The 26,212-nt window shown below is 73.5% G+C and carries 19 protein-coding genes and 1 tRNA gene; 18 read left to right on the top strand and 2 right to left on the bottom strand.

The genetic code is table 11. The features are described 5' to 3' along the window. Positions 1 to 153: 153 nt before the first annotated feature. From AC1C2W_RS08400 to pyk, 15 genes are all read left to right on the top strand, one after another. Entirely contained in the window at positions 154 to 1,131 is a 978-nt protein-coding gene (locus AC1C2W_RS08400) for an FKBP-type peptidyl-prolyl cis-trans isomerase (RefSeq protein ID WP_495389185.1), read from the top strand. Positions 1,132 to 1,138: 7 nt separating this feature from the next. Beyond that, entirely contained in the window at positions 1,139 to 1,912 is a 774-nt protein-coding gene (gene hisF / locus AC1C2W_RS08395) for an imidazole glycerol phosphate synthase subunit HisF (protein WP_495389186.1), read from the top strand. A 27-nt stretch (positions 1,913 to 1,939) separates the two neighbouring features. Further along, positions 1,940 to 3,895 (top strand): ABC transporter ATP-binding protein, encoded by a 1,956-nt coding sequence (locus AC1C2W_RS08390; protein ID WP_495412858.1) that lies wholly within the window; start codon positions 1,940 to 1,942, stop codon positions 3,893 to 3,895. After that, positions 3,892 to 5,709 (top strand): ABC transporter ATP-binding protein, encoded by a 1,818-nt coding sequence (locus AC1C2W_RS08385; RefSeq protein WP_495412857.1) that lies wholly within the window; start codon positions 3,892 to 3,894, stop codon positions 5,707 to 5,709. Before AC1C2W_RS08390 ends, AC1C2W_RS08385 begins: the two co-directional genes overlap by 4 nt. Positions 5,710 to 5,788: 79 nt before the next feature. Beyond that, positions 5,789 to 6,238 (top strand): phosphoribosyl-AMP cyclohydrolase, encoded by a 450-nt coding sequence (gene hisI / locus AC1C2W_RS08380; protein WP_495389189.1) that lies wholly within the window; start codon positions 5,789 to 5,791, stop codon positions 6,236 to 6,238. A gap of 35 nt (positions 6,239 to 6,273) precedes the next feature. Beyond that, on the top strand, positions 6,274 to 7,839 hold the full coding sequence (locus tag AC1C2W_RS08375; protein WP_495389493.1) for an anthranilate synthase component I: 1,566 nt from the start codon (positions 6,274 to 6,276) through the stop codon (positions 7,837 to 7,839). A 52-nt stretch (positions 7,840 to 7,891) separates the two neighbouring features. Next, positions 7,892 to 8,599 carry a Trp biosynthesis-associated membrane protein gene (locus AC1C2W_RS08370; protein WP_495412856.1) on the top strand — a complete coding sequence of 236 codons (708 nt, stop codon included), beginning with the start codon at positions 7,892 to 7,894 and terminating at the stop codon, positions 8,597 to 8,599. Between the two features lie 41 nt (positions 8,600 to 8,640). Next, a complete protein-coding gene (locus AC1C2W_RS08365; protein WP_495389191.1) occupies positions 8,641 to 8,919 on the top strand; it encodes an HGxxPAAW family protein in 279 nt (92 codons plus the stop codon). 156 nt (positions 8,920 to 9,075) lie between these two features. Beyond that, a complete protein-coding gene (gene trpC, locus AC1C2W_RS08360) occupies positions 9,076 to 9,900 on the top strand; it encodes an indole-3-glycerol phosphate synthase TrpC (RefSeq protein ID WP_495389192.1) in 825 nt (274 codons plus the stop codon). Positions 9,901 to 9,996: 96 nt separating this feature from the next. Next, entirely contained in the window at positions 9,997 to 11,343 is a 1,347-nt protein-coding gene (gene trpB, locus AC1C2W_RS08355; RefSeq protein WP_495389193.1) for a tryptophan synthase subunit beta, read from the top strand. Further along, positions 11,340 to 12,224 (top strand): tryptophan synthase subunit alpha, encoded by an 885-nt coding sequence (gene trpA, locus AC1C2W_RS08350; RefSeq protein ID WP_495389194.1) that lies wholly within the window; start codon positions 11,340 to 11,342, stop codon positions 12,222 to 12,224. The genes trpB and trpA overlap by 4 nt, the downstream gene beginning before the upstream one ends. Continuing rightward, the gene (gene lgt, locus AC1C2W_RS08345; RefSeq protein ID WP_495389494.1) at positions 12,224 to 13,255 is read left to right on the top strand and encodes a prolipoprotein diacylglyceryl transferase; all 1,032 of its coding nucleotides are present in this window, start codon (positions 12,224 to 12,226) and stop codon (positions 13,253 to 13,255) included. Before trpA ends, lgt begins: the two co-directional genes overlap by 1 nt. A 118-nt stretch (positions 13,256 to 13,373) precedes the next feature. Continuing rightward, the gene (gene gltB / locus AC1C2W_RS08340; protein WP_495389195.1) at positions 13,374 to 17,948 is read left to right on the top strand and encodes a glutamate synthase large subunit; all 4,575 of its coding nucleotides are present in this window, start codon (positions 13,374 to 13,376) and stop codon (positions 17,946 to 17,948) included. Beyond that, on the top strand, positions 17,941 to 19,407 hold the full coding sequence (locus tag AC1C2W_RS08335; RefSeq protein WP_495389196.1) for a glutamate synthase subunit beta: 1,467 nt from the start codon (positions 17,941 to 17,943) through the stop codon (positions 19,405 to 19,407). Before gltB ends, AC1C2W_RS08335 begins: the two co-directional genes overlap by 8 nt. Before the next feature lie 95 nt (positions 19,408 to 19,502). After that, a complete protein-coding gene (gene pyk, locus AC1C2W_RS08330; RefSeq protein WP_495389197.1) occupies positions 19,503 to 20,927 on the top strand; it encodes a pyruvate kinase in 1,425 nt (474 codons plus the stop codon). Between the two features lie 104 nt (positions 20,928 to 21,031). On the opposite strand, the gene AC1C2W_RS08325 is transcribed toward pyk, so the two are convergent. After that, positions 21,032 to 21,105, bottom strand: a tRNA-Leu gene (locus AC1C2W_RS08325). Positions 21,106 to 21,300: 195 nt separating this feature from the next. On the opposite strand from AC1C2W_RS08325, the gene AC1C2W_RS08320 reads away from it, so the two are divergent. Both AC1C2W_RS08320 and AC1C2W_RS08315 read left to right on the top strand, forming a co-directional pair. Continuing rightward, positions 21,301 to 21,924, top strand: a complete 624-nt coding sequence (locus AC1C2W_RS08320) for an ANTAR domain-containing response regulator (protein ID WP_495389495.1) — start codon at positions 21,301 to 21,303, stop codon at positions 21,922 to 21,924. A 220-nt stretch (positions 21,925 to 22,144) separates the two neighbouring features. Beyond that, positions 22,145 to 22,918, top strand: a complete 774-nt coding sequence (locus AC1C2W_RS08315) for a GNAT family N-acetyltransferase (RefSeq protein ID WP_495389198.1) — start codon at positions 22,145 to 22,147, stop codon at positions 22,916 to 22,918. Between the two features lie 50 nt (positions 22,919 to 22,968). Here AC1C2W_RS08315 and AC1C2W_RS08310 read toward each other — a convergent pair whose 3' ends face one another. Beyond that, positions 22,969 to 23,409 (bottom strand): hotdog fold thioesterase, encoded by a 441-nt coding sequence (locus AC1C2W_RS08310; RefSeq protein ID WP_495389199.1) that lies wholly within the window; start codon positions 23,407 to 23,409, stop codon positions 22,969 to 22,971. Here AC1C2W_RS08310 and polA point away from each other — a divergent pair. Beyond that, on the top strand, positions 23,408 to 26,182 hold the full coding sequence (polA, locus tag AC1C2W_RS08305; protein WP_495389200.1) for a DNA polymerase I: 2,775 nt from the start codon (positions 23,408 to 23,410) through the stop codon (positions 26,180 to 26,182). The genes AC1C2W_RS08310 and polA overlap by 2 nt on opposite strands. Positions 26,183 to 26,212: the final 30 nt, after the last annotated feature.

Raw genomic sequence — 26,212 nt, 5'->3', positions numbered from 1 at the left:
GTTCACGGGCGCCAGGGCGCCCTCCACTTCGGGAGGGATACGTCCACGCGGAGAGGCCGCCGAATCTCGACAGGCCCTCTGGTGGGCGCCTTGCGCACGGTTTTCGGGTGAACGGATACATCGTTCGTCGGGTGGGCATGGCAAGATGTCGCGGTGCTTCGCCGCCGACTGAAACTGCTGCTGGTCCTGCTGCTCGGTGGCACCCTCGTCCTCGGCGGCTGCAGCTCGTCCCTGCTGAATGACGTGGTGCCGACGTCGACGCCCTCGGTGGCGCCCGTGCAGGTGTCGGGAGCTGTGGGCGAGCCGCCCGCCCTCGAGTACACGCAGCCCTACGACGTGGTGCGCTCCGGGGCCCGGACCGTGTGGCCGGGCTCGGGCGAGCCTGTCGTGGACGGCGAGCCGGTGCTGCTCAACATGTACGCCGAGGACGGCCGGGACGGCAGCGTCATCTCCACCACATACATCGACGCGCCGGCCTGGTACACGATGTCGGCCGACTCGCTCGGCTCCAACCTCTACGACACGCTCCGCGGCCAGCAGGTGGGGGCGCGCATGCTGCTCGCCGAGGAGGACGACGAGGTGCCCGTGATCCTCGTGGTCGACGTGCTGCCGACGCGTGCGGCGGGGACGGACGTGCCGGCAGCCGACGGGCTCCCGACGGTCGAGCGGGGCGACGACGGGGCTCCGGAGGTCCGGGTCGACTCGGACGCGGAGCCGCCCGAGGAGCTGCGCGTGCAGCCGCTGGTGCGCGGTACGGGCCCGCAGGTGCAGGTGGGGCAGGTCGTGACGATGCGCTTCACCGCGGTGCGCTGGAGCGACGGGAAGCAGTTCGACACGACGTGGACGCCGGACACCCGCCCGCAGTCCGCGACGGTCGGGATCGGGCAGCTCGTCGACGGCCTCGACCAGGGCCTCGTGGAGCAGACGGCGGGGTCCCAGGTGCTGCTCGTCGTGCCCCCGGACCTCGGCTACGGTGGCACCAGCAGTGACCTCGCGGGCGAGACGCTGGTGTACGTCGTCGACATCCTTGACGCGCACTTCCAGGTGACCGAGGACGAGTCGACCGGCAAGGGCGACGACGGCGGGAGCCCCGACGAGAAGTCCGGCGACAGCGACACGAAGGAAGAGTGAGCCCCGCATGTCCGTGGCCGTCCGTGTGATCCCGTGCCTCGACGTCGACGACGGGCGGGTCGTCAAGGGAGTGAACTTCACCAACCTCCGCGACGCCGGCGACCCCGTCGAGCTCGCCGCGCGCTACGACCGGGAGGGCGCGGACGAGGTCACGTTCCTCGACGTCTCCGCGTCCTCGGGCGACCGCGCCACGATGATCGACGTCGTGCGCCGCACCGCGGACCAGGTCTTCGTGCCGCTCACGGTGGGCGGCGGGGTGCGGTCGACGGACGACGTCGACCGCCTGCTGCGCGCCGGCGCGGACAAGGTGGGCGTGAACACGGCGGCCGTCGCCCGCCCCGAGCTCGTCGCGGAGATCGCGGCCCGCTTCGGGCGCCAGGTGCTGACGCTGTCGGTCGACGCGCGGCGGGTCACGGGAGAGACGGTCACGCCGTCGGGCTACGAGGTGACGACGCACGGCGGCCGCCGGGGCACCGGCATCGACGCCGTCCAGTGGGCGCAGCGCACGGCCGAGCTCGGCGCGGGCGAGATCCTGCTGAACTCCATGGACGCCGACGGCACCACTTCGGGATTCGACCTGGAGATGCTCGCCGCGGTCCGGGAGCGCGTGGGCGTGCCGCTGATCGCGTCGGGCGGCGCGGGCACCCCCGACCACTTCGTCGCGGCCGCCCGTGCCGGCGCCGACGCGCTGCTCGCCGCGAGCGTCTTCCACTTCGGCACGCTGTCGGTCGGCCAGGTCAAGGACGCGCTGGCGGCGGCGGGCATCGAGGTCCGCCGGTGAGCCGGTGTCGATGACGAGCGGCTGTCCATGACCGGGAGACCTCCGGCCGCAGCCCTCTCCGGGTCGCGGCTGCGTCGCTCGGCGACGCTCGTGTGGCGCGGGATGCGCTCCGAGCCCCGCCTGTACGTGCTGGCCGTGGCGGCGTCCGCGCTCTTCGGGGCGGCCACCGTGGCGGTGAGCCGCGCGGTGGGCTGGGCCACGGACGCCGTCGTGGTGCCGGCCATCGGGGGCGACCCGGCGGCGCGGGACCGGATCTGGCTGGCCGGCCTGGTCCTCGCCGCGGTCGCCGTCACCCTCGCGCTCGGCGTGGCGGGTCGGCGCATCTGGGCCGGCTACGGCTTCGCCGCGATCCAGGCGCACCACCGGCGCGGGCTGTCGGGCCAGTACCTGCGGCTGCCCATGTCGTGGCACCGGGCGCACCCGGCCGGGCAGCTGCTGTCCGCGGCGAGCGCGGACGTCGAGGCCGCCACGGGCGTGTTCAACCCGCTGCCCTTCGCGCTCGGCGTGGTGGTCATGATCGTGGTGGCCACGGCGATGCTGCTGGCGATCGACGTGTGGCTTGCGGCCGCGGCCCTCGTCGTCGTGCCGGCCGCGATTGTCGCCAACGTGGTGTTCCAGCGGTACATGTCGCCGGCGGTCACCCGCGCCCAGCAGCTGCGGGCCGAGGTCGCCGACGTCGCGCACGAGTCCTTCGAGGGCGCGCTCCTGGTCAAGTCCCTGGGCACCGCCGACCGCGAGGAGCGGCGGTTTGCTGAGCGCACGGACGAGCTGCGGGCGGCCAACGTGCGGGTGGGCACGGTGCGGGCGTTCTTCGACCCGGTCATCGAGCTGCTCCCGTCGCTCGGGACGCTGGCGGTGCTCGGCGTGGGCACGTGGCGCGCGGCGTCGGGGGCGGTGGACGCCGGGGACGTCGTGACGGCCGCGTACCTGCTGACGGTCATGGCCGTGCCGGTGCGCGCCTTCGGCTGGGTGCTGGGCGAGCTGCCGCGCGCGCTGGTGGGCTACGACCGGATCGCCCGTGTGCTCGACGCCCCCGTCACCCTCATCCCCGGCTCCCGACCGCTGCCGGGCGGGCCCGGCGGCCTGGCGGTGCGGCTGGCCGGGGTGGGCGTCGACGTCCCCGCGGCCGGCACCACGGTCACCCTGCTCGACGGCGTGGACCTCGACATCCCGCCCGGCACCACGGTCGCCGTCGTCGGCAGCACCGGGGCGGGCAAGACGACCCTCGTCTCGTTGCTCGCGCGCCTCAGCGACCCCAGCCGCGGGCAGGTGCTGCTCGACGGCGTCGACGTCCGGGAGCTTGCGGGCGGCGAGATCCCGACGCGGGTGGCGTTGGTGGCGCAGCAGACGTTCGTCTTCGAGGACACCGTGCGTGCCAACGTGACGCTGGCGGACCAGGACGAGGGCCGGGACCAGGACGAGGACCAGGACGAGGGCCAGGGAGATCGGGTCGGCGGGACGGGTACGACGCCGGACGACGCCGCGGTCTGGGAGGCGCTGCGCGTCGCCCGGGTCGACGACGTCGTGCGGGCGCTGCCCGGCGGGCTCGACGCGCCGCTGGGCGAGCGGGGCGCGAACCTCTCCGGCGGCCAGCGCCAGCGCCTCGCGATCGCGCGCGCCCTGGTGCGCCGCCCTCGGCTGCTGGTGCTGGACGACGCCACCTCGGCAGTCGACCCGAGGGTGGAGTCCGAGATCCTCGGGTCCCTGGCCCGCGCACGGGGCGGTGACGACGGCGACGACGGGGCGCCCGCCACGACGGTGGTCATGGTGGCGTATCGCATGTCGTCCGTCTCGCTGGCCGACGTCGTCGTGCACCTCGAGGGCGGGCGGGTCGTCGACGTCGGCACGCACGGCGAGCTGCTCGCGCGCGACCCCGGGTACCACGACCTCGCGACGGCATACGAGCGCGAGACGGCCCGTCGGGCCCGGGAACTCGCGGACGAGCGCGCCGCGGGGGAGACGCTGGGAGAGGACGTGCCGTGAGCCGGTCGCGGATCGCCACCGCCAGCGAGCTGGGCGTCCTCGCCACGTTGCGCCGGGGCGTGCAGATCTCCCCGCAGATCGTGGACGGGATCTGGCTCACCCTCGCCCTCGCCGTGCTCGCCGCCGCCGGGCGCGTCGTGGTGCCGGTGGCCGTGCAGCGCACGATCGACGACGGCATCCTCGCCACGGGTGGCCCCGACGGCGGGCGAGTCGTGCTCCTCACGGTGCTCGCGGGCGGGGCGGTGATCGTGTCCGGGCTGTGCACGGCGATGGTCAACGTCCGCCTGTTCCGCAGCACGGAGACCGGCCTCGCGGCGCTGCGGGTGCAGGCGTTCCGCCACGTGCACGACCTGTCCACGCTGACACAGGGGACCGAACGACGCGGGGCGCTGGTCTCGCGGGTCACCTCCGACGTCGACACGATCTCGCTGTTCGTGCAGTGGGGCGGCATCATGCTGCTCGTCTCGAGCATGCAGGTGCTGGTGGCCACCGCCCTCATGGCGGTGTACTCCTGGCAGCTCACCCTGGTGGTGTGGCTGTGCTTCGTCCCGCTCTTCCTGGTGCTGCGGCGAGCGCAGCCCACGGTGAACCGGGCCTACTCCGCGGTGCGGCAGGCGGTCGGCGCGATGCTCGGCACGATCTCGGAGGCCGTGGTCGGGGCGGAGACCGTCCGCGCCTACGGCGTGGCCCGGCGCACCGGCCGCCGGATCGACGCCGCGGTGGAGGAGACCCGCTCGACGCAGGCACGCGCCCAGCTGCTGGTGGCGTCGGTGTTCTCGGGCGGCGTGCTGGTCGCCAACCTGGTGCTGGCCGTGGTGGTCGTGGTGGGCACGCTGCTCGGGGTCGGCGGTGGCCTCACCGCGGGGCAGGTGGTGGCCTTCCTCTTCCTGGTGCAGCTCTTCACCGGGCCCGTGCAGATGGCCACCGAGATCCTCAACGAGCTGCAGAACGCGGTGGCGGGGTGGCGCCGGGTGCTCGCGGTGCTCGAGACGCCCGTCGACGTGGCCGAGGCACCCGACGCCGTGGCGAGCCCGCGCGGCCCGGCCGCCGTGACGCTGCGCGGCGTGCGGTTCGCCTACCCGGACGGCCCGGAGGTGCTGCACGGGGTGGACCTCGAGCTGCCCGCGCGCTGCAAGATCGCCGTCGTCGGGCGGACGGGCTCGGGCAAGACGACCGTCGCCAAGCTCGTCACCCGGCTCATGGACCCCACCGACGGGCAGGTGCTGCTGGACGGCACCGACCTGCGCCGCCTCCGGCTCGACTCGCTGCGTGAGCGCGTGGTGCTCGTGCCGCAGGAGGGATTCCTCCTCGACGGCACGGTCGGGCAGAACATCGCCTACGGGCTGCGGCCGAACTCGTCGGTCGAGCCGGTCGAGCCGGTCGAGCCGGTCGAGACCTTGGCCCGCGTCGCCGGAGCGGTCGAAGCACTCGGTCTGGCCGACTGGGTGGCCGGGCTCCCGCAGGGCCTGGCGACGCCGGTCGGCCAGCGCGGTGAGGCCCTGAGCGCGGGGGAGCGGCAGCTCGTGGCGATCGCGCGCGCCTTCCTCGCGGCGCCGGACCTGCTGGTGCTGGACGAGGCGACGTCGGCGGTGGACCCGGTGGCGGAGGTGCGGATCGCGAGGGCGCTGGACTCGTTGACGTCCGGCCGCTCGACCCTGACCATCGCCCACCGGCTCTCGACGGCGGAGGCCAGCGACCTCGTCGTCGTGGTGGACGACGGCCGCGTGGTCGAGGTGGGCGGGCATGCCGAGCTCGCCGCCGCGGGCGGCGTCTACGCGCGGATGCACGCGAGCTGGGTCGCGCAGTCGCGGTAGGGCGGTCGTGACGAGGATGACGTCGGCCGGCGGCGGAACAGGGGCCCGGCGGGCGGCGCGGGCGTGTCAAGATGCTCGGGTGCAGACGCCCACCCTCCCCGCATCGCACCTCGACCCAGCGATCGCCGCACGGCTCAAGCGCGACGAGCACGGCCTCGTCGCCGCGATCGTGCAGCAGCACGACTCGGGCGAGGTGCTCATGCTCGGCTGGATGGACGACGAGGCGCTGCACCGCACGCTCACCGAGGGCAGGGTGACGTTCTGGAGCCGGTCGCGGCAGGAGCACTGGCGCAAGGGCGACACGTCCGGCCACGTGCAGCACGTGCGCTCCGTGGCCCTGGACTGCGACGGCGACGCGCTGCTGGTGCGCGTCCACCAGGTCGGCGCCGCCTGCCACACGGGTGCGCGCACCTGCTTCGAGGCCGGGGGCGACCTCGGCGCCGTCGTCGGCACCGAGCCCGACGACGCCGTCCCCGACGAGACCCAGCCCGACGAGACCCAGCCCGCCACGACCCAGGAGGACCGGTGACCACGCCCGCCGTCACGCCGCCCGCGCCCGCCCCGCTGCCGACCTCCGTCGCGGGGCCGACGCAGGACGACCTGGCGTGGGGCGCCACGTGGCCGGGCCTGGGCACGTTCCGCGTGCTGGCCGCGGATCGCCGCGTGATCCCCGTGGTGCGGCGCGTCCTCGCCGACGACGTGACGCCGGTCGGCCTGTACCGCACGCTGGCTGCCGACCGGCCGGGCACGTTCGTGCTGGAGTCCGCGGAGTCGTCGGGCGGCTGGTCGCGCTGGTCCTTCATCGGCGTGGACTCGCGCGCGACCCTGACGGCCGTCGACGGCCGGGCGGTGTGGCACGGCGACGTCCCCGCCGGCATCCCGACCTCGGGCGACGTCGTCGAGGTGCTGGGCGCCGCGCTGGAGGCCCTGCGCACGCCGCCGATCGAGGGGCTGCCGCCCCTCACCGGGGGACTCACCGGCGCGCTGGGGTGGGACGTCGTGCGGCACTGGGAGCCCACGCTGCCGGCGAGCGCGCCCGACGAGCTCGGCGTGCCGGAGGTGGCGCTGAGCCTCGCCACCGACCTGGTGGCGGTGGACCACCACACGGGCACAGCCTGGCTGATCGCCAACGCGATCAACGGCGACGGCACGGACGAGCGCGTCGACCAGGCGCACGCCGACGCCGTGGCGCGGCTCGATGCGATGCAGGCGCGGCTCGCCGCCCCGGCTCCCGCCGAGCCGACCGTGCTGCGCCCGACGGACGAGGTGGCCGAGCCCCGCCTGGAGTTCCGCTCCACCCGCCCGGAGTTCGAGGCGGCCGTGCAGGCGGGGCAGGAGGCGATCCGCGAGGGCGAGGTGTTCCAGGTGGTGCTGTCGCAGCGCCTCGACCTGGACTGCCCGGCCCCGCCGCTCGACGTCTACCGCGCGCTGCGCACCATCAACCCGAGCCCGTACATGTACTACTTCCGGCTCACCGGCCCCGACGGCCGTGACTTCTCCGTGGTCGGGTCCAGCCCCGAGACGCTCGTCAAGGTCACCGACGGGCATGTCACGACCTACCCGATCGCGGGGTCGCGCCCGCGCGGCGCCACGGTGGAGGAGGACGTCGCCCTCGGCGAGGAGCTGCTCGCCGACCCCAAGGAGCGGGCCGAGCACCTCATGCTGGTCGACCTGTCGCGCAACGACCTGGTCAAGGTGTGCGAGCCGACGTCGGTCGAGGTGGTCGAGTTCATGTCCACCCGGCGGTTCAGCCACATCATGCACCTGTGCTCCACCGTGGTCGGGCGCCTGCGGGCGGGCGCCACGGCGCTCGACACGCTGCGCGCCACGTTCCCGGCCGGCACCCTCTCGGGGGCGCCCAAGCCCCGGGCGATCGCGCTCATCGACGCCCTCGAGCCGGCGTCGCGCGGGATCTACGGCGGCACGGTGGGCTACTTCGACTTCGGCGGCAACATGGACATGGCCATCGCGATCCGCACGGCGTGCATCCGCGACGGCCGGGCGTGGGTGCAGGCCGGCGGCGGCATCGTGGCCGACTCCGTGCCCGCGCTGGAGTACGAGGAGTCGCGCAACAAGGCCGCCGCCGCCGTGCGCGCGGTGCAGCTGGCCGCGCGGTTCCGGTCGCTGTGAGCGGGCATGACGGACGGGCACGACGGACGGGCACGACGGACGGACGGGACTGATGGACGACGAACGAGGGACGACGGGCGGCGGGGCCCGCACGCGCGGCGGGGGCCGCACGCGCGGCGGGGGCCCGCTGCGGGTGCGGTCGCGCGCCGTCTGGTCGGTGGTGGCGGTCGGCGGGCTCACGCTCGCGACGGCGTCCCCCACCTGGCTGAGCACCACCGTGGCGACCGCACTGGAGCCGACGGTCGACGTCGCGGTGACGGGCACGAGCGCGGCACCGGCGGTCGGGGCCGCCGCCCTGGTCGTCGTGGCGGCGGGCATCGCGCTCGCGATCGCGGGCCGGGTGGCGCGCTGGGTGGCGCTCGCGGTGGTGGCGCTCGCGGGCGTGCTGGCGGCGGTGTCGGCGGCCGGGGTGCTGGCCGACCCGGTGCCTGCGGCGACGTCGGGGGCGTCGGAGTCGGCGGGCGTGACGGACCTCACGTCGGCGATCACGGTCGCGGTCTGGCCGTGGCTCACGGTGGTGCTCGGCGCAGCCGCGGTGGTCGTCGCGGTGCTCGCCGCCCTCGGGTCCGCGGCTTGGGGCGCGACGTCCGGCCGCCACGAGCGGGCCCCGGGCGCCGGCTCCGAGGACGCCCCGGGCGGCGACCTGCCGGACGCCGACGGGAGGGGGCCTGGCGAGCAGGCTGACGAGGGAGGTCAGCACGACCCGCACGACGCGTGGGACGCGCTCTCCCGGGGCACGGACCCGTCGACGGACCGCTAGGCTGGTCCGCGCACCACGTCACGAAAGGGCAATCACATTCCATGACCGAGAACCGCAACGCCGAGGTCGCCTACCTGCCTCCGGCCGTCCCGCCCTCGAACCACGGCCACACGACCGCGGCGTGGACCGCGATGATCGGCATCATGCTGGGAGTGCTCGTCGGCGCCGTCGGGATACTCCCCGGTGTCCCCGACGCGCTGGTCTGGGTCGGCGCCGTGATCGTGGTCGGCGCGCTCGTGGTCGGCGGCGTGCTCCGCAGCATGGGCTACGGCCAGGCCAAGGCGGGCGTCACGCCGCGGCGTACCTCCTCCGGTCACTGAGCGGACCAGCACCGCAGAGACGGCGCGCGCCCACCCCCTCGGGGCGGGCGCGCGCCGTCGTCTCACGCTCGGAGACGTGGCAGGGGCCCCTCGCGGGCGGGCCTACGATGACAGTCAGACGCCGGTGCGGCGTCGCGGGGACGGGGGAGGCAGACCATGACGGTCCTGGAGGACATCGTCGCGGGGGTCCGTGAGGACCTGGCCGTGCGTCAGGCGCGGACGCCGCTCGACGACCTGAAGGAGCGCGCGGCACGCGTGCCAGGCGCTCTCGAGTGCCAGCGCCGCCTGCTCTCGGAGGATCGCGTCGCCGTGATCGCCGAGGTCAAGCGTTCGAGCCCCAGCAAGGGCGACCTGGCACCGATCTCGGACCCGGCGGCGCTGGCGGAGGACTACGCCCGCGGCGGGGCGAGCGTCATCTCGGTGCTCACCGAGCAGCGCCGGTTCGGCGGCAGCCTGGCCGACCTGGACGCGGTGCGCGCCCGCGTCGACGTGCCGGTGCTGCGCAAGGACTTCGTCGTCACGCCCTACCAGGTGTGGGAGGCGCGGGCGCACGGGGCGGACCTGGTGCTGCTCATCGTCGCGGCCCTGGAGCAGACCGTGCTCACGTCGCTGATCGAGCGCGTGCACTCGCTCGGCATGACGGCGCTGGTCGAGGCCCACACCGAGGACGAGGTGCGCCGCGCGCTCGACGCCGGGGCACGGGTCGTCGGGGTCAACGCCCGCAACCTCAAGACCCTCGAGGTGGACCGGTCGACCTTCGCCCGGCTCGCCCCGCTCGTCCCGGACGACGTCGTGCGCGTCGCCGAGTCGGGCGTGCGGGGCCCGCACGACGTGCTCGACTACGCGCGCTCCGGCGCGCACGCGGTGCTCGTGGGCGAGGCCCTCGTGACCGACGGGACGCCGCGTCGCTCCGTGGCCGACCTGGTGGCGGCCGGCCAGCACCCGGCGCTGTGGTCGGTCCGCCCGGCGGCCCAGCCCTGATCCCTCGCAGGGGCGGCGCGCGGCGGGCCACCCTGGACGGCAGCACCACGCCCGGCCCCGAGGCCACTGCGGACCGGTAGCCTCGGACGACTCACCATGCACCGCCCCCACCGAGACGGAGGACCCGTGCCCGACCAGCCCGTACGGGAGGCGCTGACCGAGACCCTGGCCCACCAGGTGCTCGGCAAGCTCGCGGACGTCGAGGGCCCGTACTTCGGGCAGTTCGGCGGCCGCTTCGTGCCCGAAGCCCTGATCGCCGCGCTCGACGAGCTCGAGACGGAGTACCGCAAGGCCCTCGGCGACCCCGCGTTCACCGACGAGCTGGCGCGGCTGCACCGGGACTACACCGGCCGCCCGTCGCCCCTGACCGAGGTCCCGCGCTTCGCGGAGCACGCGGGGGGCGCGCAGGCGGGTCACCGGATCTTCCTCAAGCGCGAGGACCTGAACCACACCGGTTCGCACAAGATCAACAATGTGCTGGGCCAGGCCCTGCTGGTCAAGCGTATGGGCAAGACGCGCGTGATCGCGGAGACCGGCGCGGGCCAGCACGGCGTCGCGACGGCGACCGCTGCCGCCCTCCTCGACCTCGAGTGCGTGGTGTACATGGGCGAGGAGGACACGCAGCGCCAGGCGCTCAACGTCGCGCGCATGCGGCTCCTCGGCGCCGAGGTGATCCCCGTGAGCATCGGCTCGCGTACGCTGAAGGACGCCATCAACGAGGCGCTGCGCGACTGGGTCGCCAACGTCGAGTCCACGCACTACCTGCTCGGCACCGTCACCGGGCCACACCCGTTCCCCGAGATGGTGCGCGAGTTCCACCGCATCATCGGCGAGGAGGCGCGCGAGCAGATCCTCGAGCGCACGGGCCGGCTGCCGGACGCCCTCGCCGCCTGTGTGGGCGGCGGCTCCAACGCCCTCGGGCTCTTCAACGCCTTCCTCGACGACGAGGGCGTGGCCCTGCACGGCTACGAGGCGGGCGGCGAGGGCATCGAGTCCGGACGACACGCCGCGCGCTTCTCGGGCGGTGCGCCGGGGGTGCTGCACGGCGCGCGCTCCTACCTGCTGCAGGACGACGACGGCCAGACGCTGCCGAGCCACTCCGTCTCCGCGGGCCTGGACTACCCGAGCGTGGGGCCGGCGCACGCGTGGCTGCACGACCTCGGTCGGGCCACGTACGAGCCGGTGACGGACGACGAGGCCATGCAGGCGTTCCAGCTGCTGTGCCGCACCGAGGGGATCATCCCCGCGATCGAGTCGGCGCACGCGCTCGCGGGCGCGCTGCGCCTCGGCCGGTCCGAGGCGGCGGCGGGTCGCACCGACCAGATCATCCTGGTGAACCTCTCGGGCCGGGGGGACAAGGACGTGGCCACGGCGGCGCGGTGGTTCGGCCTCCTCGACGACCAGGAGACCGGCGGCCCGAGCGAGCACGAGGGGGACCTGTGACCACGACGACCAGCACCTCGCCGACGGCCGCCCGACTCGACGCGCTGCGTGCCGAGGGGCGCGCGGCGCTCGTGGGCTACTTTCCCGTCGGCTTCCCCGACGTCGACCGCTCCGTGGAGGCCGTGCTCGCCATGGTCGACGCCGGCGTCGACGTCGTCGAGATCGGTGTGCCGTACACGGACCCGGTCATGGACGGCCCGGTGGTCCAGCGCGCCGCGGAGGTGGCGCTCGCCGCCGGCGCGCGGGTGCGTGACGTGCTGCGCGTCGTCGAGGCGGTCGCGGAGCACTCCGGCGGGCGCGTGCCCGCCTTGGTGATGTCCTACTGGAACCCGGTGCTGCGGTACGGCGTCGACGCGTTCGCGCGGGACCTCGCCGGCGCCGGCGGCGCCGGTCTGATCACGCCCGACCTGATCCCTGACGAGGGGGCCGAGTGGATCGAGGCCTCTGCCGCGCATGGGCTGGACCGGGTCTTCCTCGTCGCGCCGAGCTCGACGCCGGAGCGCCTGCGGCTCACCGCCCGCGCCTCGCGCGGCTTCGTGTACGCGGCGTCCACGATGGGCGTGACCGGCGTCCGGGCCACGGTGGGCGGGCGTGCCGAGCAGCTGGTGGCCGACACCCGGGCAGCAGGAGCCGAGCACGTCTGCGTCGGTCTCGGCGTGTCGACGGGCGACCAGGCCGCCGAGGTCGGCCGGTACGCCGACGGTGTCATCGTCGGCTCCGCGCTGGTGCGCCCGCTGCTGGCCGACCGTCCCTGGGCGGAGCGGGTCGAGACGTTGCAGTCGACCGTCGCGGAGCTCGCCGACGGGGTCCGCCGTTCTCGCGCGCCCGACCACACGGCCGACCAGTCCGAGCATGCCCCCCTTCAGGAGGAGACCCCGTGATCGCGACGTCCCTGGTGACCGCCGTGCAGGCCGCCATCCCGAGCCCGTCGCAGCACACCTGGTACCTGGGCCCCGTGCCCCTGCGCGCCTACGCGCTCGCGATCCTGGCCGGCATCGTCGTCGCGATCTGGATGACGACCAAGCGCTGGGTCGCCCGCGGCGGCGAGGCCGACGACGTGCTCGACATCGCTTTCTGGGCCGTCCCGTTCGGCATCGTCGGCGGGCGGCTGTACCACGTGATCAGCACGCCCGAGCCCTACTGGGGCGCGGGCGGCGACCCCATCCGCGCCCTGTACGTGTGGGAGGGCGGCCTGGGGATCTGGGGCGCCGTCGCGCTCGGCGGCCTCGGTGCGTGGATCGGCTGCCGCCGCAAGGGCGTGCGACTGAGCTCCTTCGCCGACGCCGTCGCCCCCGGCCTGCTGGTGGCACAGGCCGTCGGCAGGCTGGGCAACTGGTTCAACCAGGAGCTCTTCGGCGCCCCCACGTCGCTGCCGTGGGGCCTGGAGATCTCTCCCGAGGTCATCGAGCGTCTGAACTACTCGACCGGCACCTCGTTCGTGGAGGGAACCCTGTTCCATCCGACGTTCCTGTACGAGATGCTCTGGAACCTCGCGGCGGCCGCGGTTCTCATCTGGCTCGACCGACGGTACAGACTCGGTCATGGGCGGGTATTCTGGGCCTACGTCGCGCTCTACACTCTCGGCAGGGTGTGGATCGAGATGCTCCGCATCGACACCGCCGAGCACGTGCTCGGACTCCGGCTGAACGTGTGGACGTCGATCGTGGTGGGCCTCGGCGCCGTCATCGCGTTCGTCGTCATCGGCAGGCGGTACCCGGACCGAGAGGTCGGGGTCGCACTGCCCGGCGCCACCCCTGCCGGGCAGGCTGAGGGCGACCGCACCCAGGATGCGTCGGCCGAGGCCGGCGCGGACGACCTGCACGACACCGAGCTCGACACCCAGCTCGACACGACGAGCACCGCGGACGCGGACGCCGCCGGGCCCGACCAGGGGCCGGCCGGCCGCGTCTGAGGCGGTACCGACCGGGGACCACCCGGGGGTGCCTCTCATATTTCCGACGGGCCGAGGGCGTCCCGACCACGTTTGAGCATGACGCGCCCGCGTGCGGGCGTGCAGGAGGACGGTGTTGATGACCACGCCGCAGCATCGGGTCGCGCGGCCCTCGGCCCAAGGCCTCTACGACCCCGCGGCCGAGCACGACGCGTGCGGTGTCGCGTTCGTCGCGACCCTGCGCGGGACGCCCGGCCGCGACATCGTGGACGCGGGTCTGACGGCCCTGCTGAACCTGGACCACCGTGGCGCTGTGGGCGCCGAGGAGAACAGCGGTGACGGGGCCGGGATCCTCACGCAGATCCCGGACGCCTTCGTCCGCGACGTGGTGGCCGCCGAGCTGCCGCCCGCCGGCCACTACGCGATCGGCATGGCTTTTCTGCCGCAGGATCCCTCCGAGGCCGAGGCCGACGCCGTCGCGCGCCGGTTCGAGACGATCGCCGCCGAGGAGAAGCTCGACGTGCTGGCCTGGCGCGACGTGCCCGTCACGCGCGACCTCGTCGGCCCCACCGCGCGGGCGTCGATGCCGTTGTTCCGCCAGGTCGTCGTGGCGGACCCGTCGCGCGAGCTGTCCGGGCTCGAGCTCGACCGCCGCACGTACCGCCTGCGCAAGCGGGCGCAGCACGAGCTGGACCTGTTCCTCGCGTCGCTGTCGAGCCGCACCCTGACCTACAAGGGCATGCTCACCACGGCGCAGCTCGAGCCGTTCTTCCCCGACCTCAGCGACCCCCGGTACGCGTCCGAGCTCGCACTCGTCCATTCGCGCTTCTCGACCAACACGTTCCCCTCCTGGCCGCTCGCGCAGCCGTTCCGGCTCGTGGCGCACAACGGCGAGATCAACACGGTGCGCGGCAACCGCAACTGGATGGCGGCCCGCGAGAGCACCATGGCCAGCGAGGCGCTGGGCGACCTCGCCCCGCTGCTGCCGGTGTGCACCGAGGGGTCGAGCGACTCTGCCAGCTTCGACGAGGTGCTGGAGCTGCTGCACCTGTCGGGCCGGTCGCTGCCGCACGCCGTGCTGATGATGGTTCCCGAGGCGTGGGAGAACCACGCCGAGATGGACCCCGCACGGCGCGCCTTCTACCAGTACCACGCCAATCTCATCGAGCCCTGGGACGGGCCCGCCTGTCTCACGTTCACCGACGGCACCCTGATCGGCGCGGTCCTGGACCGCAACGGGCTGCGCCCGGGCCGCTACTGGGTCACCGAGGACGGGCTCGTGGTCCTCGCCTCGGAGGCGGGCGTCCTGGACCTCGACCCGGCGACCATCGTGCGCAAGGGCCGCCTGGAGCCGGGCCGGATGTTCCTGGTGGACACCGCCCAGGGCCGGATCGTCGAGGACGACGAGCTCAAGTCGCAGCTCGCCGCCCAGCGCCCGTACGGCGAGTGGATCGCGGGCAACACGATCACCCTCGACTCGCTCCCCGAGCGTGAGCACGTCGCCCACTCGCCCGCGTCGGTCCAGCGCCGGCAGCGGGCCTTCGGGTACACGACCGAGGAGCTCAAGGTCATCCTGACGCCGATGGCGGACACGGGCGCGGAGCCGCTCGGGGCGATGGGCTCGGACACGCCGATCGCCGTCCTGTCGAGCCGGCCGCGACTGCTGTTCGACTACTTCACGCAGATGTTCGCGCAGGTGACCAACCCCCCGCTGGACTCGATCCGCGAGCAGCTGGTCACCGCGATCGACAGCACCATCGGCCCGGAGCCGAACCTGCTCGAGGAGGTCGCGCAGCACGCCCGCAAGCTCGACCTGCCCTTCCCGGTGCTGGACAACGACGAGCTCGCCAAGATCGTGCGCATCGACCGGGACCCGCGCCTGGAGGGCGAGTTCCGCGCGGGCATCGTGCGGGGCCTCTACCAGGTCTCGGGCGGCGGCAAGGCGCTCCAGGAGCGGCTGGACGAGATCTTCGCCGAGGTGGACGCGCAGCTCGCGGGCGGCGTGACGCACGTCGTGCTGTCCGACCGCGACTCGGACTCCGAGCTCGCGCCGATCCCGTCGCTGCTCCTGACCAGCGCGGTGCACCACCACCTGCTGCGCCGGGGCACGCGCACCCGCATCTCGCTCGTCGTCGAGGCCGGTGACGTGCGCGAGGTGCACCACGTGGCGCTCCTCATCGGCTACGGGGCGGCGGCGGTCAACCCGTACCTCGCGATGGAGACGGTCGAGGACCTCGCCCTGCGCGGCTACCTCGACGTCACCCCCGAGACGGCGGTCGCCCACCTCATCAAGGCGCTCGGCAACGGTGTGCTCAAGGTGATGAGCAAGATGGGCATCTCGACGATCATGTCGTACCGCGGTGCGCAGATCTTCGAGGCCGTCGGGCTGTCGCACGAGCTGGTGGAGGACTACTTCACCGGCACCACGAGCCGGCTGGCCGGCATCGGCCTGGACGTCGTCGCGGCCGAGGTCGCGGCCCGGCACGCCGAGGCGTACCCGGCGTCCGGCAACCACAAGCCGCACCAGCGGCTCACCAGCGGCGGCGAGTACCAGTGGCGCCGCGACGGCGAGGAGCACCTCTTCGACCCGGAGACGGTCTTCCGCCTGCAGCACGCGACGCGCACCGGCCGGATGGATATCTTCCGCCAGTACACCCGGCGGGTGGACGAGCAGTCGCGTCGCCTCATGACGCTGCGCGGCCTGCTGCGCTTCGACCCCGAACGCGAACCGGTGCCGATCGACGAGGTCGAACCGGTCAGCGAGATCGTCAAGCGGTTCAACACCGGCGCCATGTCCTACGGCTCGATCTCGGCCGAGGCGCACGAGACCCTGGCGATCGCGATGAACCGCCTCGGCGGACGCTCCAACACCGGCGAGGGCGGCGAGGACTCGGAGCGCCTGTACGACCCCGAGCGTCGCTCGCGGGTCAAGCAGATCGCGTCGGGCCGCTTCGGCGTGACCAGCGAGTACCTCACGAACGCCGACGACATCCAGATCAAGCTCGCCCAAGGCGCGAAGCCGGGGGAGGGCGGCCAGCTGCCCGGGCCCAAGGTGTACCCGTGGGTCGCGAAGACCCGGCACTCGACGCCCGGCGTCGGCCTCATCTCGCCGCCGCCGCACCACGACATCTACTCGATCGAGGACCTGGCGCAGCTGATCCACGACGCCAAGAACGCGAACCCCGCGGCGCGCGTGCACGTCAAGCTCGTGTCCGAGTTCGGCGTCGGCACCGTGGCCACGGGCGTGTCCAAGGCGCACGCGGACGTCGTCCTGATCTCGGGGCACGACGGCGGCACGGGTGCGAGCCCGCTCACGTCGCTCAAGCATGCGGGGACCCCCTGGGAGATCGGCCTCTCCGAGACCCAGCAGACCCTCGTGCTCAACAACCTGCGCGACCGCATCGTCGTGCAGGTGGACGGGCAGATGAAGACCGGGCGCGACGTCGTCGTGGCCGCGCTGCTGGGGGCCGAGGAGTTCGGCTTCGCGACGGCGCCGATGGTCGTCTCGGGCTGCGTCATGATGCGCGTGTGCCACCTGGACACGTGCCCGGTGGGCGTGGCGACGCAGAACCCGGAGCTGCGCCGGCGGTTCACGGGCAAGCCCGAGTTCGTCGTGAACTTCTTCGAGTTCATCGCCCAGGAGGTGCGCGAGCACCTCGCCTCGCTCGGCTTCCGGTCCGTCGAGGAGGCGGTCGGGCACGTCGACGCGCTCGACACCCGCAAGGCCGTCGACCACTGGAAGGCGCAGGGACTGGACCTGGCGCCCGTGCTGGCCGCCACCGAGGCGGCGCCGGGCTCGAAGCTGCACCAGGTGCGGACGCAGGACCACGGCCTGGCGAAGGCGCTCGACAACCAGCTCATCGAGAAGGCGCGCCCGGCTCTCGAGGACGCGCTCCCCGTGCACATCGAGGCGCCGGTGCGCAACGTCAACCGGACGATCGGCACGATGCTCGGCCACGAGGTGACCAAGCGGTACCGCGGCGTGGGCCTGCCTGACGACACGATCGACGTCACCCTGACCGGCTCCGCCGGCCAGTCGCTGGGCGCGTTCCTGCCGCGGGGAGTCACGCTGCGGCTCTTCGGCGACGCCAACGACTACGTGGGCAAGGGGCTGTCGGGCGGGCGGATCGTCGTGCGGCCGGACCGCTCGGCCGTGCTTGAGGGCGCCGCGAACGTCGTGGCGGGCAACGTCATCGGTTACGGCGCGACCTCCGGCGAGATCCTGCTGCGCGGGCGGGTCGGCGAGCGCTTCGGCGTGCGCAACTCGGGCGCGACGCTGGTCGTGGAGGGCGTGGGCGACCACGGCTGCGAGTACATGACCGGCGGCACCGTGCTGGTGCTGGGCCCGACGGGCCGCAACTTCGGCGCGGGCATGTCGGGCGGCGTCGCGTACGTGCTCAACCTGCGGGACGTCGCGATGAACGGCCGGGCCGTGGCGAGCGGCGAGCTCGACGTGGGGCCGCTGGACGACGAGGACTGGGCCCGCGTGCGCGGGCTGCTGGAGCGGCACCGCGAGGAGACGGGCTCGCCCGTGGCGGCGGAGCTGCTCGAGGAGGCCGACGTCAGGGCGCGCTTCTCGCGCGTCGTGCCGGTGGGCTGGGCGCGCGTGCGCGCTGCCCTGGCCGACGCGGAGGCCGCCGGGAAGACGCTGGGCGAGGGCGACGACTTCGACCCCGCGATGTGGGAGCGGATCATGGAGGTGGCGCGTGGCTGACCCCCGCGGATTCCTGAAGGTGCGGGAGCGCGAGCTCCCTCCCAACCGTCCGGTCGAGGTGCGCCTGCGCGACTGGAAGGACACGCACGACCACCGGGAGGACGGGCAGCCCTTCCTGAAGGAGCAGGCCGGCCGCTGTATGGACTGCGGCATCCCGTTCTGCCACCAGGGCTGCCCGCTGGGCAACCTCATCCCCGAGTGGAACGACCTGGTGTGGCGGGGCCAGTGGGCCGACGCCATCGAGCGCCTGCACGCGACCAACAACTTCCCGGAGTTCACCGGTCGCGTCTGCCCGGCGCCGTGTGAGACGAGCTGCGTGCTGGGCATCAACCAGCCCGCGGTGACGATCAAGAACGTCGAGGTCTCGATCATCGACGAGGCGTTCGCCCGCGGCCTGGTCACGCCCCAGGTGCCTCAGCGGCTCACGGGCTCGACCGTCGCCGTCGTCGGCTCCGGCCCGGCCGGCCTCGCGGCGGCCCAGCAGCTCACCCGGGCCGGCCACACCGTCGTCGTGTACGAGCGGGACGACGCGATCGGCGGCCTGCTGCGCTACGGCATCCCGGACTTCAAGCTGGAGAAGCTGCACATCGACCGGCGCCTGGCGCAGATGGAGGCTGAGGGCACCAGGTTCCGGCCGGGCGTCGCGATCGGCCGGGACATCACCTGGGACGCGTTGCGCCGGCGGTTCGACGCCGTCGTCGTCGCGACCGGCGCCACCGTGCCGCGTGACCTGGGCCTGCCCGGCCGCAACCTGGCGGGCATCCACGTCGCGATGGACTTCCTGACGCCGTCCAACAAGGCGGTGCAAGGGAACCACGTCGAGGGCGCCCCGAGCGCCGAGGGCAAGCGCGTCGTCATCATCGGCGGCGGCGACACCGGCTCCGACTGTCTCGGCACGTCGCTGCGGCAGGGAGCCGCGAGCGTCACGACGCTGGCGATCGGCAAGAAGCCGCCGCTCGAGCGGTCGGCGACCCAGCCGTGGCCCACCGACCCGATCGTCTTCGAGGTCTCGACGTCCCACGAGGAGGGCGGTGAGCGCACCTACCTCGCCTCGACGGTAGAGTTCGTGGGCGACGGGTACGGCAACGTCCGCTCCCTGCGGGTCGCGGAGACCGAGTACCTGCCGGACGGTCGTCGGGCGCCCAAGCCGGGCACCGAGCACGAGATCCCGGCCGACCTGGTGCTGATCGCCATGGGCTTCACGGGTCCGGAGACGGACGAGCTGGAGACGCAGACCGGCGCGGAGCTGACCAGCCGTGGGCTCGTGCGGCGCGGCGACGACTACGCCACCAGCGTGCCTGGCGTGTTCGCGACGGGCGACGCCGGCCGGGGGCAGTCGCTGATCGTCTGGGCGATCGCGGAGGGGCGCGCCACGGCGGCCGCCGTCGACGCCTACCTGCAGGGCAGCACCGAGCTGCCCGCGCCGGTGGGCCCGCGGACGGTCGCGCTGCGAGGATAAGCAGTACAAGGATGAAGCAGTACCCGGGTGCCGGGACCGGCACCCGGTGCCGGTCCCGGTTCGCGCCGGGGCCGATCGACGACGAGGCTGGAGACATGCGCAGAGCGAAGATCGTGTGCACCATCGGACCCGCGACGGAGTCCCCGGAGAAGCTCCGGGAGCTGGTCGACGCGGGCATGGACGTGGCCCGGATCAACCGGAGCCACGGCGAGCAGGCGGAGCACGAGGCCGTCTACCACGGTGTACGAGCGGCGGCGAAGGACTCCGGTCGTAACGTCGCGGTCCTCGTCGACCTGCAGGGTCCGAAGATCCGGCTCGGCCGGTTCGCGGGCGACGTGAAGCACTTCCTCAACGAGGGCGACACCTTCACCATCACCACGGAGGAGGTCGCGGGCACCAAGGAGCTCGTCTCGACCACCCACAAGGGCCTGCCGAACGACGCCCGCGTCGGCGACCCGATCCTGATCGACGACGGCAAGGTCCGCGTGCGGGTCACCGCCGTCGAGGGCCCGCGCGTCGTGACGACGGTCGAGGTGGGCGGCCCGGTCTCGAACAACAAGGGTCTGAACCTGCCGGGCGTCGCGGTCTCCGTTCCCGCGCTGTCGGAGAAGGACACCGACGACCTGCGCTGGGCGCTTCGCCTGGGCGCGGACATCATCGCGCTGTCGTTCGTGCGGTCCGCGAAGGACTACGACGACGTCGCGCAGATCATGGCCGAGGAGGGGCGCACCGTGCCCGTCGTCGCCAAGATCGAGAAGCCGCAGGCGGTGGAGAACCTCGAGGAGGTCGTCGCCGCGTTCGACGCCTTCATGGTGGCCCGTGGCGACCTTGCCGTGGAGATGCCGCTCGAGCAGGTGCCGCTGGTGCAGAAGCGCATCGTGGAGCTCGCGCGCCGCAACGCGAAGCCGGTCATCGTCGCGACGCAGGTGCTGGAGTCCATGACGACCAGCCCCACCCCGACGCGCGCCGAGGCCTCCGACTGCGCGAACGCCGTGCTCGACGGCGCGGACGCGGTCATGCTCTCGGGCGAGACCAGCGTCGGCGACTACCCGATCGTCACCGTGCAGACGATGGCGCGGATCATCGAGGCGACGGAGGAGGCGGGTCGCGAGCGGATCGCGCCGCTCGGCTCGACGCCGCACACGCGTGGCGGCATCATCACCCGCGCCGCCGCGGAGATCGGCGACTCGCTCGGCGTGAAGTACCTCGTGACCTTCACGCAGTCGGGCGACTCCGCGAAGCGCATGTCGCGCCTGCGCTCGGGGATCCCGCTGCTGGCGTTCACCCCGGAGGAGAGCGTGCGCAACGTCCTCGCGCTCACGTGGGGCACCACCTCCTACCAGGTGCCGCGGGTCGAGAGCGTCGACGCGATGGTCGGCCAGGTCGACTCGACCCTGCGCGCGAACGGGCTCGCGGAGCCCGGCGACCGCGTGGTGATCGTCTCCGGCGCCCCGGTGGGCGTCCCCGGGACGACGAACTCGATCCTCGTGCACCAGGTCGGCAGCCACAGCGACATGTGAGCCCGTCCCGGGTCGGCAGCGACCCGGTCGACCTCGAGCACGAAAAGGACCCCGTACCGCTCCGGCGGTGCGGGGTCCTCGTCGTGGTGTCCGGGCCTGAGGGGTACCCCGAGCGGGATTCGAACCCGCAACACTCCGATTTTGAGTCGGATGCCTCTGCCAGTTGGGCTACCGGGGCGTGCGTGGACCATCGAACCACAACGGCAGGGGGCCGCCCAATCGCGCGCAGCGGGGCGAACGGCACCTCGCCGGGTCGCATGCGTCACACCGGTGACCGCACGCGACCTGCCTCCCGCGGACTAGGATGTGGGACGTGACCGACGAGAAGCCCAACGACGAGACCGGGGCGACGGTGCCGCTCGACCTGCCGCCCATGATCGACCAGGCGCCGGAGGAGGCGCCGAAGCCGACGAACGAACGGCCGGCCCGCCGGGCCGTCGTCGTCGAGGACGAGGCGCTCATCCGGATGGATGTCGTCGAGACCCTGCGCGAGGCGGGGTTCGAGGTCGTCGGCGAGGCCGGCGACGGCGAGACCGCGGTGCAGCTGGCGATCGAGCTCAAGCCCGACGTCGTGGTCATGGACGTCAAGATGCCCGAGCTCGACGGCATCTCCGCGGCCGAGCGGATCGGCAAGGCCCACGCCGCCCCGGTCGTCCTGCTCACGGCGTTCTCGCAGACGGAGCTCGTCGAGCGGGCGCGTGACGCCGGCGCGATGGCGTACGTCGTCAAGCCGTTCACCCCGGCCGACCTGCTGCCGGCGGTGGAGATCGCGATCTCCCGCTACCAGCAGATCGGTGCGCTCGAGTCGGAGGTCGCGGACCTCACCGAGCGGTTCGAGACCCGCAAGCGCGTCGACCGCGCCAAGGGCCTGCTCATGACCAAGATGGGTCTGAGCGAGCCGGAGTCCTTCCGCTGGATCCAGAAGACGTCGATGGACCGTCGCCTCACGATGCGCGAGGTCGCCGACGCCGTGATCGAGCAGGTCGGCGGCGCCTGACCCGCGGGCCGTGATCCGGCCGTAGGACACGTTCCTGCGGCCGGGCCACGGCCATTGTGCGACACCCCCACGGCCGCTATCGTCGCGTGGGTGTCGTGACCAATCTGTGATATTCATGCTTCAACGACCGTGAGGCCGGGCGCCGCCCGAGCCGAGGTCCGGGGCGACGACGGGAACGTTCCCGCGTGCACGGGCCACGGTCCTCGTCGAGGAGGTGCCGATGCGTGCAACGGTCGAGGTCCGGCCGGCCGGCCGGGACGACATGGTCGACGTCGCGCACCTGGCCGAGCGCGCCGTCGAGGAGTCGCCGACCGTCGTGCAGGGGCCGCCCGCCGAAACCTCGCGTCTGCTGGAGCACCTGAGCGTGCTCGTCGGGGCCGGCGGGCAGGTGCTCGTCGCGACCCACGAGGACGAGGTCTGCGGCTTCGCGGTGCTGCGCGTCATCGACCCTCTCCTGTTCGCGACCACGACGAGCCTGTACGTCGACGCTGTCTTTGTCTCGCCCGCCGCCCGGCGGCGTGGCGTCGGGCACGCGCTGCTCGCCTCGGCGGCCGCGACGGCCGCGGACCGAGGTGCGGAGAACGTGTACTGCGCCCCCGCCCCGGGTGCCCGCGGGATGCACCGGTTCCTCGCGCGTCTCGGGTTCGCGCCCACGTCCGGCCACCGCGTGGTGGCCGCGGCCACGCTCCAGCGACGCCTCGTCCAGGAAGGGCCGCGGTCGTCGCGAGCGGCGGCGCGCGTCGGCCGGCGGGCCGCCACTCGGGCCGCCATCGAGGACCTCGTCGCCCGCCGCCGTCGCGCGCGGGCCGCGGGGCTACCCACCGGTCCGGTCGACCTGCGGGTGTTCCAGGCCGAGCGGGACGCGGCCCTGCACGAGGCGACCGGACGGGCCGCGGAGAACCAGGCAGGCGACGCCGTCGACGCCGTGGTGGACGGCGCCACCGCGCTCGGGATCGTCCCCCGCCGGGACACCAGCGAGCCCATCCCCTCCTGAGGTCCGGGGGCCGGGCTTGATCGAAGCCGGTCGCGCCGTCGGACCGGGGATCAGCGGGCGTCGAGCACCATGCACGTGAGCCGGGCCGTGCAGACCCGGCGGCCCTCGTCGTCGGCGATCACGATCTCGTAGGCGGCCGTCGAGCGCCCGAGGTGCAGCGCGCGCGCCTCGCCGTGCACCGTGCCCGAACGCACACCCCGATGGTGGGTGGCGTTGAGCTCCAGTCCCACCGCCGCGCGCCCGGGGCCGGCGTGCTGCTGCGCCGCGACGGACGCGAGGGTCTCCGCCAGCGACGCCGTCGCGCCGCCGTGGAGCAGCCCGGCGGGCTGGATGTTGCCCGCCACAGGCATGGTCCCGGTCGTCAGGTCGGCCCCGACGCTCGTGAGGACGATGCCCAATCGCTCGATGAGCGTGCCACGGCTCGCGGACACCCACTGCTCCAGCGTGCGGGGGAACTCCGGCTGGGAGGCGTCGGTCGGGGTGTCGGTCATGGGCGATAGGTTGGCACCCGTGACGACCTCTGCGCGAACCGGGACCGCGAGCACCGGCGTGAGCCCGCACGGGACCCGCCCACGCCTCCTCCTGATCGACGGCCATTCCATGGCGTACCGCGCGTTCTTCGCGCTGCCGGACACCCTGGTGACGTCGAGCGGACAGGTAACGAACGCCGTCTACGGCTTCACCTCGATGCTGACCAACCTGCTGCGCGACGAGCAGCCCACGCACGCCGCCGTCGCGTTCGACGCGGGCCGCGTCACGTTCCGCACGGAGAGGTTCCCCGAGTACAAGGGCAACCGTGACGCGACGCCGGAGGTGTTCCGGGGGCAGGTGCCGCTCATCAAGGAGGTCCTCGAGGCGCTCCGGATCCCGGCCCTGGAGCGCGACGGCATCGAGGCCGACGACATCCTGGCCACCCTGGCCCGAGAGGGCGCCGAGGCGGGTCTGGACGTGCTGGTGTGCTCCGGCGACCGCGACGCGCTCCAGCTCGTCACGGAGCGGGTGACCGTGCTCTACCCGAAGCGCGGCGTCTCCGATCTCGCGCGCATGACGCCCGAGGCTGTCGCGGAGAAGTACGGCGTACCCCCGGAGCAGTACCCCGACCTGGCGGCGCTGGTCGGGGAGACGAGCGACAACCTGCCCGGTGTGGCCGGCGTCGGGCCCAAGACGGCGGCGAAGTGGGTCACCACGTACGGGGGCCTCGAGCCGCTGCTCGACCACGTGGACGAGCTCAAGGGCAAGGCCGCCGAGAACCTGCGCGCCGCCGTCGAGCAGGTGCGGCTCAACCGCGAGCTCAACGCCCTGCTGGACCACCTCGAGCTGCCACTCGCGGTGGACGAGCTGAAGCTCAGCGGGTTCGACCTCGAGGCCGTGCACCGCGTCTCCGACACGCTGCAGTTCGGCACCCTGCGTGACCGACTGCTCGCGGCGGACCCCGCGGCCGAGCCGGCCGAGCCCGCCGCGGTCGCCAGTGTCCAGGTCGCGCTCGCGGCGCTCGAGGCGGGCGGCCTCGGCGCGTGGCTCGCGGCGCGGGCGGGCCACGCCCTTGGCCTCGAGGTCACGGGGACGGCGACCCCGGGAGCCGGCGACGCCTGGGAGGTCGCGATCGCCGACGGCGCCACGGACGAGGGCGCGGCGGCGGTCGTCGACCTTTCCGACGCGGCGCCCGAGGACGAGCGCGCCCTGGCGGCCTGGCTCGCGGACCCGGCGGCGCCCAAGGTGGTGCACGGGGCCAAGACGTCCTGGCACGAGCTCGCCGGGCGAGGGCTGGACCTGTCGGGCGTGACCTTCGACACCGAGCTCGCCGCCTACCTGTGCTACCCCGACCAGCGGGGCTACGACCTGGCGGACCTGTCGGTGCGGCTCCTGGGCCGTGAGCTGACAACGGGTGAGCCTGCCGGTGCGGGCGGGCAGGGTGCCCTCGACCTCGCGCTCGACGGCGTGGACACCGACGACCCGCGCGCCCGGCAGGCGGCGGTCCGGGCCGCGGCCGTGGTCGATCTCGCCGAGGCGTTGTCGGGCCAGCTCGCCGACCGCGGGGCGGACGGGCTGCTCACCGACCTCGAGCTGCCGCTGACCGGCGTCCTGGGCCGGATGGAGGCCACGGGGATCGCCGCCGACGTCGAGTACCTCACCGAGCTCGAGCAGCAGTTCGCGGTCGCGGTGGCCGACGCCGCGGCCGAGGCGTACGACGTCATCGGCCGGCAGGTGAACCTTGGCAGCCCGAAGCAGCTCCAGGAGGTGCTCTTCGACCAGCTGGGGATGCCCAAGACGAAGAAGATCAAGACGGGCTACACCACCGACGCCGCCTCGCTGCAGGACCTCTACGTCAAGACGGAGCACCCCTTCCTCGAGCACCTGCTCGCGCACCGGGACGCCACGCGCCTCCGGTCGACCGTGGAGGGCCTGCTGAAGTCGGTCGCGCCCGACGGCCGGATCCACACGACGTTCCAGCAGACGATCGCGGCGACCGGGCGGCTGAGCTCGACCGACCCGAACCTGCAGAACATCCCGATCCGCACGGAGGAGGGTCGCCGCATCCGCCGGGCGTTCCGGGTCGGCGAGGGGTACGACACGCTGCTGACCGCCGACTACAGCCAGATCGAGATGCGCATCATGGCGCACCTGTCGGGCGACGAAGGGCTCATCGAGGCGTTCCGGTCGGGCGAGGACCTGCACCGTTACGTGGGCTCGCGGGTGTTCGAGGTGGCGCCCGAGGACGTCACCGCCGCGATGCGCTCGAAGATCAAGGCCATGAGCTACGGCCTCGCGTACGGGCTCAGCGCCTTCGGCCTCTCGCAGCAGCTGACCATCCCGACCGGCGAGGCCCAGTCGCTGATGGACGACTACTTCACGCGCTTCGGCGGCGTGCGCGACTACCTCACGGGGGTGGTCGAGGAGGCGCGCGCCACCGGGTACACGGCGACGATCCTCGGCCGTCGTCGCTACCTGCCCGACCTGACGAGCGACAACCGGCAGCGCCGGCAGATGGCGGAGCGCATGGCGCTCAACGCCCCGATCCAGGGCAGCGCGGCCGACATCATCAAGGTCGCGATGCTCGGAGTGCAGCGCGAGCTGGACGAGCGCGGGCTCGCGTCCCGCCTGCTGCTCCAGGTGCACGACGAGCTCGTGGTCGAGGTCGCGCCGGGGGAGCGGGAGGCCGCCGAGGACGTGCTGCGCACGCAGATGGGCTCTGCCGTGAGCCTTGATGTGCCGCTCGACGTCTCGGTCGGGGCCGGGCCGACCTGGCACGACGCGGGGCACTGACCGACCGTGGGCGCGCGCTGGCGGCGGTGC

The organism is Isoptericola sp. Y581 (assembly GCF_059445475.1).
Note: the sequence above shows the minus strand (reverse complement) of the source record. Positions and strands in the feature narration are given on the sequence as shown.